Origin of the sequence: Actinomadura sp. GC306 (genome assembly GCF_004348665.1) — a bacterium.
GTDB lineage: Bacteria > Actinomycetota > Actinomycetes > Streptosporangiales > Streptosporangiaceae > Spirillospora.
The window spans coordinates 1-1,796 of record NZ_SMKM01000504.1; the positions used below are offsets into that span (position 1 = coordinate 1).

The 1,796-nt window shown below is 72.1% G+C and carries 2 protein-coding genes, 1 tRNA gene and 1 pseudogene; 1 reads left to right on the forward strand and 3 read right to left on the reverse strand.

The features are described 5' to 3' along the window. Positions 1-84 precede the first annotated feature (84 nt). A tRNA-Asn gene (locus E1200_RS33055) sits at positions 85-157 on the reverse strand. 146 nt (positions 158-303) lie between these two features. Here E1200_RS33055 and E1200_RS33060 point away from each other — a divergent pair. Continuing rightward, positions 304-579, forward strand: coding sequence for a YtxH domain-containing protein (locus E1200_RS33060; RefSeq protein WP_131956571.1), 276 nt, complete (start codon positions 304-306; stop codon positions 577-579). On the opposite strand, the gene E1200_RS33065 is transcribed toward E1200_RS33060, so the two are convergent. Both E1200_RS33065 and E1200_RS35335 read right to left on the reverse strand, forming a co-directional pair. Continuing rightward, positions 576-1,070, reverse strand: a complete 495-nt coding sequence (locus E1200_RS33065; RefSeq protein ID WP_131956573.1) for a hypothetical protein — start codon at positions 1,068-1,070, stop codon at positions 576-578. The two genes, E1200_RS33060 and E1200_RS33065, sit on opposite strands and share 4 nt — an antisense overlap. A gap of 17 nt (positions 1,071-1,087) precedes the next feature. Beyond that, positions 1,088-1,796: pseudogene (locus E1200_RS35335) on the reverse strand (hypothetical protein); the annotation flags it as partial.

Genomic DNA, 1,796 nt, shown 5'->3' on the forward strand with positions numbered 1-1,796 from the left:
GGGCTCCGGGGGATCGTCCCCCGGAAGAAGGAAGGGAGCGAAAACTCGAAGCCGAGCAAAGCTCGGCGAGCAGGGAAAGCGAAGCTCCCGCGACTGGACTCGAACCAGTAACCTGCCGGTTAACAGCCGGCTGCTCTGCCAATTGAGCTACGCGGGATCGTTCGTGCGTGCGGGGCTGCCTGGCCCCGTCGGCGGCTCTAGGTTAGCGCATGTGCGGGGCTGTCCGTGCACGCGTTATGGATGGGCGCGGCGATGGCGGGTATAGGGGGTCACACGAAAAATCGCCGTCGGCAGGAGTTGCACGTGAAGACTCGCATGATGTTCATGGCAGGTGCCGCGATCGGCTACGTCCTCGGGACGAAGGCCGGGCAGGAGCGGTACGAGCAGATCAAGAGGCTGTCCCAGCAGGTGTCGGAGAACCCGAACGTGCAGGAGGCGGCCGGCAAGATCCGCGCGAAGGGCGAGGATCTGGCGGGCAAGGCCGGGCAGATGCGGGAGCGGGTGCCGCAGCAGGTGCCGGGCCGCCGCAAGACGGAGGAGCACCAGGAGGAGCAGCCGCCGCAGGTCTACCCCGGTTAGAGGCCGGTCTGGCGGCGCAGCTCTTCGAGGACCTGTTCGGCCTGGGCCCGCAGGCCCGGGTCGGCAGGGTCCGTCCCGGCCTCGAAGACGAAGGTCCAGCGGATGTCGCCGCCGGCGGCGGGGCGCCGGCCGGCGATGCGGACCTTGGCGCCGCCGGGTAGGACGGCCTGGTGGCTGACGGCGATGGTCGCGGTGACGCGTTCCCGGACGGTTTCGGGGACGGAGCCGGGGTCGGTGAGCCCGATGTCGTGTGCGGGACCGGCGGATGTCTCCTGGACGTGGAGCCATCCGTCCTTCCATGTGGCGTGGTCGACGCGTTCCCAGGGGATGCGGGTGTACCCGCCGGTGGTGGTGGGGAGGTGCAGCGCCGTGGTGGTGGCGGTGACGTGGGAGCCGCCGCGGGTGGGGGCGGCGGCGAGGACGCGTTCGCCCCGTTCGAGTGCGAGGGCGTCGCGGACCGCGGACGGCAGGGTTCCCCGGCGTAGGCGCATGTCCCCACGGTAGGCGATCAGGCGGCCTGGGGGGCGCGGCGGGCGCCGAGGAGGTCGAGGACGAGGGCGGCGGACCAGGCGTAGTCGTGGCTGCCGCGGCCGGTGCCGTCGAAGGGGTCGAAGAACTCGCGGAAGCCGGATTGGCGGACGAGCCGCAGGGTGGCGCCGTAGAGCAGGTCGGCGACGACGGGGAAGCCGTGGGCGAGGGCGCCGTACCAGATGAGCCAGTTGGTGCTGATCCAGGTGGGGCCGCGCCAGTAGCCGCCGCGGTCGAAGGCGGGGGCCTGGATGTCGCAGGTGGGGACGGGGTATCCGGCGGCGCCGGCGAACCGGGCGGACAGCAGCAGGTCGACGAGGTTGCGGACGATCGGGGCCGGCAGTTCGGGGTCGAGGAGGGGGCCGAACGCGCCGACGGTGACGACGGGCAGCAGCCGGTCGTCGCGCAGGTCGCGTGCGCGGAAGCAGCCGGTCTCGGCGTCCCAGAGCCGGTCGAGGAGGGCCCGGTGGATGCGCTGGGCGTGTTCGCGGTGCGGGACGGGGTCGGCGCCGACGATCTTGGAGATCTCCGCGAGGGCGTGGGCGGAGGCGAGGTAGACGGCGTTGACGAGGGGGTCCTCGACGGCGAACGGGTGGGTGTCGCGGAGGTAGCCGGGGCGGTATCCGGCGTCGCGGATGAGGGCGGCGAGCCACACGTAGCGGTCGTAGTCCTCGCCGGTGGGGAGGGCG

Bases quoted from the DNA above. Each gene is read 5' to 3' on its own strand.
- E1200_RS33065 (WP_131956573.1), bottom strand. From the start codon at position 1,070: ATGCGCCTACGCCGGGGAACCCTGCCGTCCGCGGTCCGCGACGCCCTC.